We start from the raw sequence: 8,676 nt of genomic DNA on the forward strand, positions 1-8,676 counted from the left end.
CTCTCTATCACCACTTAGCCAGAAAGCGCGCTTCAAACTTCAGCTCTCATGTGATCTCAATGGACGCCCTTCCCACTTACCATGGAGTAGGTAGTGAAAAACAGGCTCTATCCGATGAGACTGCACGTCACGATTCATTACATAATAGGCTTTCGCATTAAACGCTTTACACGGGCTGCGCAGCTCTCTGCTTCCGCAATCTAAAAAATGGGTTAAAGGGTCAACTCCACTTTGTGCAACATCTGAGTAGGTGGCTTGATACCAATCGGCGTCAAACAAACCCGAATCTTCAATTATCGTTCGCCTAAGTAGCTTAGTTTTTTTATCGACGTAAAACTTTTTGTTTATGAGATTTTCCCACTTAGTTAAACGCGGCTCTTGTATCCCATCCGTATTAGGAGGAAGAACTGCCTCTTCTGCAATCTTAATTTTTTCAATTTCGTGATGTAAAGAATTGGCCCACCTTAAAAATTCGTCCCGTTTACTTGATATATTACGGATTGTTTTTATAGATCTCGACTCGAGAAGTACCGGCGTGCTATTAAGCCGATTTTGGATCACTTCGTGGTTCAAGATCCATTCATCCTGGGAATGCATTTCTCTCGAACTTTCCGCAGCAATCCACCATCGATAGATGCATGTGATTTGATCGGATACGCCTACGCCAACATACGCCGCACACCTCATAATGTAATCCCAGTCTTCTGTAGTGGTAAGCGCTTCGTCAAAGCGAAGCCCGTGTTCAGCGAAAAGGTAGCGTGGAAATGCTATTGAAACAGGCGGGGTTAAATTCGTTTCGAGATGCTGAATAAAATCAAAGTCAGGACCGTAATCATTATACATGCCGCTGATGGCACGTGCAGCTCGCTTGCCGTTAACAGTCGCCCATGTAAACTCCTGACGTAGGGCAACCGCTCGCAACAAAGCACCAGGTTTCCTAGCGGCGATTCCGGCAAATGTTTCCAACCAGTGGGCGAAAACGATGTCGTCATCATCTAATATCACGACGTATAGTCCGTTCGCGATTGAAAATCCGATATTTAATGGTGTTGTTCTCGTACCCCCTTCAACCCTCTCAAAACGGATCTTATTTCGGAAGTCGCTGGGTTGATTATCAATTAGATGCTTTATATGCCGAATCGCATCATCATCGGCATTGTGCGCGATTACTAGATGTTCGAAATCTAAATATGTCTGCGCAGAGAGGCAGAGAAAGACCTCTTGTAAGGTCTCTAGTCGCTTGCCCTGGGTTCGGGTGAGTACCGTGAAGGTCGGTCGGCTTTTGTGTTGGAGATCCGGTTGTCTTGCAGTCGTGTTGAATGAGAGTACATTCATCGGCGTTGTCACGTTGTTCGACTGAGGCCGGACGAAGCACTTTCAGTTAAACTCAGGCAGTTGCGCCGGTCACGGCCTTCCAGTGCGCCATGGCGCGGATCCGATGAATGTGGGTGGCGAGGGCGGAGTGTTTTTGATGCGACGGGACGAAATGATTTCTAACCGCTGAAAACACGGGACAAATTGTTGCAGACTGCCGACGGATCGGAAGCCCTGCATCACTCGTTCTCGTTTTCGCAGCGGCAGATGGGAATTTTCCGCACGGTTGTTAAGGCCCTTGTGTGATCTATGTTCAATGGCCGGCATCACATCTCGCTTTGCCGCCCCGTATGAACGCAGTTTATCGGTGACAATCCTCTTTGGCGCGAGGCCTTGCTTCTTCAGCAGCCTGATCAGCAATCGCTTGGCAGCCTTGGTGTCTCGACGGGTCTGCACGATCTCGTCGAGAACATATCCGTCCTGGTCGACGGCTCGCCAAAGCCAATGCTTTCGCCCGCCGATCGTCACGACCACTTCGTCCAGATGCCAGATATCCTCTCGCGACGGCGTCTTTCTGCGCAGTCGCTTTGCGTAGGCCGCACCGAATTTCCGGCCCCAGCGCCGGATCGTTTCGTAGGACACGACAATGCCGCGCTCCAGCAGCATTTCTTCCACCAGCCGCAGGCTTAACGGGAACCGGAAATACAGCCAGACGGCATGGGCGATGATATGCGGTGGGAAACGGTGGTTCTTGTAGCTGATGGTCGGCGTGCTCATCACGTCCGGTTATCCGTCAACCGTTAAGCCACGAACAACGTGACAACGCCCTTTGCTCCATTCCAAGTTATTGGAGTACATCGGATCGCGAAGAAAAGGCCGTTACCGAACGAACTCACGATGAGAAGGGACATCAGTCGGCCTCATCGGCGTCCTGTCCACCGGAGGCGATGTCAGCAAGATCTTTGTTGGAGGTATCGAACGTGCCTCGGCTGCTCAGAAGCCCAGCATCCTCAAGTGCCTCGATGTTGGGAAGGTCACGCAGTGTCTCAAAGCCAAAAACCGACAGAAATCGGGGTGTTGTCACATAGGTGTAAGGCGCACCGGGTGTCGGACTTCTCGGCCCTGATACGATGAAGCCCGCATCTCGCAGGCCGGCGATCGTGTCACGACTGACCTCCTTGCCGAAAATCTCCGACAGTTCGGCCCTGGTGATCGGCTGAAAATATCCCACCGCCGTCAACACCATAGACTCGGTCTCTGACAGCCGTGGTGCAATTGATTTCGCCGGAGCGGTCGAAATGCGAATTGTCTCAGCAAACCGCGCTCGGGTGCGATGCTGCCATCCGCCTGCGACCAACACCAGTTCGTATGGTCGATCTCGTAATTCGTCGATGAGGTCATCAACCAACAGATCAATACTGCACTCTTTGCCGACCACCCGCGCCAGCATCTCGCGGCTGACCGGTTCGGACGAGGCGAATATCACCGCCTCTACCCGCAACATCCACTCACGCCAGCGCAGTTCTGGAGGCAGTCCCTCGAGCTCACGATCATAAAGGACCTCCTGCTGGCGGTCTTTCGCTTGGCGTTGACTTGTTTTTGCTGCGCTCGCTCCCCTCATCGTCATAACCCATAAATTCGAAAGGAAGAGCGGCCGGACAGTTCCCGCACCGCTTCGAAACTCTCCAGCCGCTCAAACAGTCGAGTGGCTGCCCAGCGTGACAGATTGCACCCCGGCGCCGAGGCCGGAACCGCGTCTTCATTGAGGAGCTTTTGGATAACCGTATCGCCCCCCTTGGTCCTCACCTTTGGCACTGCTGCCATTAACCGAGCGGCACGGCGATCAATGTCGGCGGCAGATTGAAGCGCCGCCTCGACACTGCTGACCAGCGCCAGACAAATTGCTTTCGGATAAGCTGGCTCACCTGGCCGCACTCGACCTCTTCCGCCGATCGTGCGGAATGCAGACCCGAACCGTACAGGTAGCAGAAGCGGCACGGGTCGCGCCCATCTCAGCTTCTGGGCCAGTACGATGTCTGCCAAAGCCAGAGCCAGGACCTCCGCGTCCGGACGAAGCGCCATGATCGCGGATACCAGATCAGCAATCGCAATGGGGGCCGCGCGCCCGGACTGGATTGCCACATCGGCGAGATCCGCGATCGAGGAGAGCTCCGTGTCCCATCGGATAGACAGAAGCTCGACCAATTCCCTTACAAACGCAGTACCGGGCATCGCTGTTCGACGTGCCAGCATTCGTGTGGCTAAAAACAGCTTTCCGGCCGGTCCCGGGTCTCCATTCGCGGGAGTCAGCAAAACGGCGTCGCGCAGCGCATTCTCTTCTTCATTCCTATCGAGCATGCGGGCCGCGACAGCGGCTGATTTCAGGGCTAGGCGGTCGCGCCAGCAGCCGAGCCAAGGAGGATCGGCGCGGATCACATCATCGAGGGATTTCAAGCCGATACCGGCGGCGAAGGCGGCATCAATTTCGTCGATGTCACGGCCATATGCCAACGTCCAGCCCGGCATGTTCGCCGACCATGTCACTGATGGAATTTGCACTTTGGTGATCGAGTTCATGCTTCGCAGTATAGATCAGATGCGCAGTTTAGGCTATATATATCGATCCAAACCGCACGACATGTCAGGAATATAAAATGTCCGATAATCTTGCATTATCGGACATTATGTTCATTATAGAGAAATGGCCCAAATCATCGAGCAAAACACCAAAAATCACGTCGAGGAGACCTCAGCGCCGTCTCTCAGCACGGCGACCGGGCATGATGTTTCCGTGCCGGAGGTGTCGGGCGACAGCGCCCTCCCCTCCCCTGCTGATCAGGATCAGACGCCAGCGCATCTTGCCAGCCTCGCCGATCGCGCCCGGGGTTATGTCGAGGCGGCCAGTTCCGCCAACACGCGCAAGGCTTACGCGGCCGACTGGAAGCATTTTTCGGCGTGGTGCCGGCGCTCCAACCTGGCCCCTCTGCCACCGCATCCACAAACCGTCGGACTTTACATCACAGCCTGCGCTTCCGGCACGGCTGAACGGGGTGCAAAAGCGAACTCAGTCTCGACCATCGAACGCCGCCTCTCCTCGCTCTCCTGGAACTATGCCCAGCGCGGCCTCTCACTCGATCGCAAGGACCGGCATATCGCCACCGTGATGGCCGCATACGCAACAGCCACGCCAAGCCACCGGTCCAGAAGGAAGCGGTGATGGCTGAAGACATCATCGCCATGGTCGAGACGCTTGATCGCGGGTCTCTACGTGGCCTGCGGGATCGGGCCATGTTGCTCATAGGCTTTGCGGGAGGTCTTCGGCGCTCCGAGATCGTCGGCCTCGACCTGAAGGCCGACCAAACTGAGGACGGTCGCGGTTGGATCGAGATCCTCGACAAGGGCATGCTTATTACCCTGCGCGGTAAAACCGGATGGCGAGAGTCGAGGTCGGTCGCGGCTCGGCAGATGCGACCTGTCCGGTCGCCGCAGTCGAGACCTGGATCAAGTTCGCCAAGCTGGCTCACGGCCCCCTCTTCCGTCGCGTGACGGGACAAGGCAAAGCTGTCGGGTCGGTGCGGCTGAACGACAAGGAGGTCGCTCGCCTCGTGAAACGGACTGCCATGGCCGCAGGCGTTCGCGGTGACCTTAGCGAGATCGAGCGTGCGTTTAAGTTTTCCGGTCACTCCCTTCGTGCTGGCCTCGCTTCTTCTGCGAAGTCGACGAACGCTACGTCCAGAAACAGCTGGGCCATGTTTCCGCTGAGATGACCCGTAGATACCAACGTCGACGCGACCGCTTTCGAGTAAATCTGACCAAGGCGTCAGGCTTTAATGGCCCCCTCCCCTACATCGTCCGACCACGCGCTTGCAGAGACACCTCTCATGCATTATAGTCACTATAGTCATTTTGGTTATAGGTGAGACGATGCAAGCATCAACACACGATGATATGAGCTGGACGGTCGCTGGCGCGAAGGCAAAGCTTTCGGAAGTCATGGAGCGAGCGCAGTTGGCACCCCAGACGATTACCCGCAATGGAAAGCCGAGCGTGGTGGTCGTTTCTGCAGAAGAGTGGCAGAAGAAGACTGCGCGCAGGGGATCACTCGCGGAGTTTCTGTTGGCATCACCTCTGCGTGGTGCCGATCTGGATATTGAGCGGCAACACGATGAGCCACGTGACTTGTCGCTATGAGACTGCTCCTAGATACGAATGTTCTTTCAGAAGTTACGAAACCTCGCCCCAATGAAGACGTTTTGAAGTGGCTCCACGGTCTGGACGAGGACCGCACGTTTATCAGCATCGTGTCGATTGCCGAAATCCGCCGCGGCGTGGCGTTGATGGATAGCGGCGAAAGCGCGATGCCCTGGACGAATGGCTCGCGCATGATCTGCCTCAACGCTTCGAAAGCAGGATTTTGCCGGTGGAAGGGCCTGTCGCCTTGGCCTGGGGCGATCTCATGGCACTTGCCAAGCGAAGTGGTCGGGGACTCGCATCAATGGACGGTCTGATTGCCGCTACGGCCGTCGCCTATCAGCTGACGCTTGCGACGCGCAACACCAAGGATTTCGAAGGCTTTGGAATAGACATCATCGACCCATGGGTGGACTGATCGGGTTCTTGTTTGTCGATTGAAAGGATTGGTCCCGGTGCTCTCCCACAGCTTGCTCAAAAATCACGCCGGGATCCTGCTCGTCGGGACTACACGTCCCTGACCTGGCTGCATGAAGTCGTCCATGACGTGAATGAGCGCTCGCCGATTGTGAAAGACAAGGAAGGCTCGTTCCTTGGGTTGGCCTACGATGTGCGCAAAGCATATGAGCGGCAGCGCGAGGTTATTCAGCCGCCAAAACATATTGAAGAAATCGGCGTCCGATATGGTGTCCAGATCCTTTGGCCCGTCCTTATGTTGCAGCAAAGGCTGCTGAGGCAATCTCTCGCGTTCCTCAATCATACTGCCAAGACCCAAACCATAGCCTACGCATTGGAGGCCGTCATCGAAGATGCGTTGCGCGAGGATTTTGGTGCGCAGGCGGGGCATATCATCGATCTCTGGCAGCGCCTTGATCCGGCACAGCCTGAAGTGTTCGAAATGATCGACAGTCGAGGGCAATCTTTTCCTCATGGACGAAAGCGCAACGGAAGGCTGGCTTTGCGCAGCTCCTTTCGAGTTTCGATCCGATGTATGACCGCCTCTACGATATCCGATTGAAGAACGGCGAAAAGAACCTGATCTCTCCAGGAGAATTCGCTGCGTGGGAAAATGCGGAATGGCCGGATCCTCGTTGGTAAATCACGGGCGCATCACTAGTGATATCAACCGGATAGACGCCCCTTCCCTGCTCTTTGTTGAAACCGCAAGCTCAAAACTGAAGGCAGAGTTTTTCGTTTAGCGCTTCAATTGAAATCGGGAGCTAAAAGCCACAGCTGCTGCTCAAATTCGTCGCGCAGCATTTGTGGGATCCGCAAAAGCGGGCCAGCGATCCCGATCATGGCATGCCGCCGATGTCGACGAGAATTTACGGAGCCAGGGATTTCTCAAATCGACCGGACCGCATGCGCCGTCGACGGTGCGCCGGCGGCTGGCGAACTGGTCGACCTGACAAAATGGCGCGGCCTCGACGGTGCCTTCGCCTCCCCTCCCTGAAATCAGCGATCCGGCTGGCCGTGCGTGCCGTGCGCGGAAACGAAGCCGCAAAAGTGCCAAGGCTGTCACAGGGGATGTCCTGGCAAAGCTCCTAGCGACCTGCGCCACCGAAAACCTGCGGGATCTGCGCGACCGCGCCATCCTGATGGTTGCGTTTGCTTCGGCGCCGCCGGCGCAGCGAGATCGCAGGGCTGCGGGTCGAGCAGCTGACCGAGGAGGCTCCGATCGAAGTTCCGGGTGGCCTCCCTCCCCTCTCTCGGGATCCATCTCGGCCGGACGAAAACGACGAGCGGCGAGCAGGACGATGTCGTCTATCTGACGGGGCGGCCGGTCGAGGCGCTCCAAGCGTGGATGACCGACGCAAAGATCGAGAGCGGGAGCGTGTTTCGAAGGATCGGGCGCTGGGGCACTGTCTCGCGCCGCGAGCTCGATCCGCAGTCGATCAATCTGATCGTCAAGCAGCGAGCGGCGATGGCCGGGTTGGAGCCTGGGGAGTTTTCAGCGCACGGCTTACGATCAGGTTATCTCACCGAAGCTGCCAATCGCGGCGTTCCCCTCCCGAGGCCATGGAGCAGTCGCGTCATAGATCAGTTCAACAGGCTTCGAACTACTATAACAGCGCCGCCCGACGAAGTGGCGCGCCGCTCGCCTTCTTTGAAGACCACCGTCAATCCTCAGCAGTCATTGAGGAAAGAGCTTCGCGGACGCCGAAACTCTCCGGTGCGCGAGTGCCGGCTTAACCGGGCAACACGCGGTCAATGTAATGATGGCCGGCGGGGTCACGTCTAGTGCCGTGGGCCTGCCCGTACTTGGACCGTCCGGAATAAATTTCGCTACCGTCCACGATGATGCGGATATGATTGTCAGTGTTCACTCTGAGCAGCGGTGAATAGCCTTGCACCCGCTCCGGGAGCTGGACAGATCCGTCGGCCAGGCGCTCCCCCTTTCCTCGAACGTGCTGAAGGGCTCGCCCTCGTTATACGCCGCTCTCTCGTCATAAAACATGATCGCTACAGAGGCCCTCGGTCCGGGCCTAGGGAAAAAGCACGCGGAGGGTCTTGAAGGCATGCAAGCCATGTCGGAAATGAATCTCGTCGTCGAGCAGCACGAAGCCTTGCCGCAGCCAGAATGGCTCAGCGGTATGCGGCGCGATCTCGATTTCCAGAATGCAGTATCCGTCTTCGGTAGCACGACGGAGCATATAATCCGAGAGCAGTATCCAAGGCCCGCCCCGATGCTGGGGATGGATCTCCAGGATGTCCGTACCGAACAAAAAGCCGACGGCCTTACCGTCCTCGACGAGAACGTTGAGGGGCGTGCTTCCGTCATGCCAGTTTCTTTTCACGAGATCCCAGTTGCATCTGAAGCCACGCGTTGGCTTAGGTCCATCAAATGGCGCTTGGTCCCAAGCCACTACCGCGCTCTCGTAGACAGCCTCTTCGGCATCAAGCCAGACCTCGATCTCATCGACCAAAATCTACAGAAGCGGGAGGATCGCATACTTCATACTAGAATGTCTTTCTCAGGTTCGATCCATCGGTCGATGTGTGTGTCGTGCAGCGAAGTGACCAGTATCAGCCACTCGGTTTGGCGCGGCCGCGGTCGGCGATTCCGGCATAGCGCGAACCGAACAAATCAATAGTTCACGATGAGCCCGTCGAGCACCCCAGCTGCGTCTTTTCCAGTCACGGCGAGGAAGTTTTCCGCTGAAAGATCAC

6 protein-coding genes and 4 pseudogenes are annotated in these 8,676 nt (G+C 56.3%); 5 read left to right on the forward strand and 5 right to left on the reverse strand.

What is annotated here, in order from left to right; genetic code table 11:
• Window positions 1-39: 39 nt before the first annotated feature.
• The 4 genes and pseudogenes from G3A56_RS16715 to G3A56_RS16730 form a co-directional block, all read right to left on the reverse strand.
• Window positions 40-1,335, reverse strand: coding sequence for a glycosyltransferase family A protein (locus tag G3A56_RS16715; protein WP_164056722.1), 1,296 nt, complete (start codon window positions 1,333-1,335; stop codon window positions 40-42).
• 52 nt (window positions 1,336-1,387) lie between these two features.
• A pseudogene (locus G3A56_RS16720) lies at window positions 1,388-2,104 on the reverse strand (IS6 family transposase).
• Between the two features lie 120 nt (window positions 2,105-2,224).
• A complete protein-coding gene (gene scpB / locus G3A56_RS16725) occupies window positions 2,225-2,941 on the reverse strand; it encodes an SMC-Scp complex subunit ScpB (RefSeq protein ID WP_164056723.1) in 717 nt (238 codons plus the stop codon).
• Entirely contained in the window at window positions 2,938-3,891 is a 954-nt protein-coding gene (locus G3A56_RS16730; protein WP_164056724.1) for a DUF1403 family protein, read from the reverse strand. Before G3A56_RS16730 ends, scpB begins: the two co-directional genes overlap by 4 nt.
• Before the next feature lie 124 nt (window positions 3,892-4,015).
• Between G3A56_RS16730 and G3A56_RS16735 the strand changes: the two are divergent.
• The 5 genes and pseudogenes from G3A56_RS16735 to G3A56_RS16755 form a co-directional block, all read left to right on the forward strand.
• Window positions 4,016-5,140: pseudogene (locus tag G3A56_RS16735) on the forward strand (site-specific integrase); the annotation flags it as partial.
• 98 nt (window positions 5,141-5,238) lie between these two features.
• On the forward strand, window positions 5,239-5,505 hold the full coding sequence (locus G3A56_RS16740) for a type II toxin-antitoxin system Phd/YefM family antitoxin (RefSeq protein ID WP_164056725.1): 267 nt from the start codon (window positions 5,239-5,241) through the stop codon (window positions 5,503-5,505).
• Window positions 5,502-5,923, forward strand: a pseudogene (locus G3A56_RS16745) (PIN domain-containing protein). Before G3A56_RS16740 ends, G3A56_RS16745 begins: the two are co-directional and overlap by 4 nt.
• A 12-nt stretch (window positions 5,924-5,935) precedes the next feature.
• Window positions 5,936-6,523 carry a DUF6904 family protein gene (locus G3A56_RS16750; RefSeq protein WP_164056726.1) on the forward strand — a complete coding sequence of 196 codons (588 nt, stop codon included), beginning with the start codon at window positions 5,936-5,938 and terminating at the stop codon, window positions 6,521-6,523.
• A gap of 215 nt (window positions 6,524-6,738) precedes the next feature.
• Window positions 6,739-7,616: pseudogene (locus G3A56_RS16755) on the forward strand (site-specific integrase); the annotation flags it as partial.
• Between the two features lie 375 nt (window positions 7,617-7,991).
• Here the strand turns inward: G3A56_RS16755 and G3A56_RS16760 are convergent.
• Entirely contained in the window at window positions 7,992-8,432 is a 441-nt protein-coding gene (locus G3A56_RS16760; RefSeq protein ID WP_164056727.1) for a GNAT family protein, read from the reverse strand.
• Window positions 8,433-8,676 lie beyond the last annotated feature (244 nt).

The sequence above is a fragment of the Rhizobium oryzihabitans genome (genome assembly GCF_010669145.1).
Lineage (GTDB): Bacteria > Pseudomonadota > Alphaproteobacteria > Rhizobiales > Rhizobiaceae > Agrobacterium > Agrobacterium oryzihabitans.